This window comes from Winogradskyella ouciana (genome assembly GCF_009709615.1).
Taxonomy (GTDB): domain Bacteria; phylum Bacteroidota; class Bacteroidia; order Flavobacteriales; family Flavobacteriaceae; genus Winogradskyella; species Winogradskyella ouciana.
Window position 1 is genome coordinate 1 of the sequence record NZ_WJYA01000176.1, and the last position, 260, is coordinate 260.

Below are 260 nucleotides of genomic sequence, written 5' to 3' on the forward strand. Positions count from 1 at the left end.
TCTCCAGGCTGTTATAAAGCTCTCCGTAGAGATGGCTGTACGCCAGAAGGTTTTTTCGCGCTTTTGAATACCGCTCACGCACCTGTTCAATCTCTCCGCGGCTTTTTTCCTCGCTCGTCACAAGTTCGCTGATCTCACGCAGTATGCCTTCTATATTTCATTCAGCTGCAGTGAGGAGGTCGTCGATGTGGACAAGCACCTGATTCGCTTTTTTAAACCGGTATTTGTCGGCGTTCTCTTCGGCATCATAAAGGAGCTCT

Annotated in this window: 1 protein-coding gene; it reads right to left on the reverse strand. The window is 48.8% G+C overall.

Features of this window, described 5'->3' with window-relative positions; all coding sequences use genetic code 11:
- A partial coding sequence (locus tag F1003_RS18925; protein WP_497986933.1) for a septation ring formation regulator EzrA occupies positions 1-154 on the reverse strand: 154 nt, incomplete at its 3' end.
- Positions 155-260 lie beyond the last annotated feature (106 nt).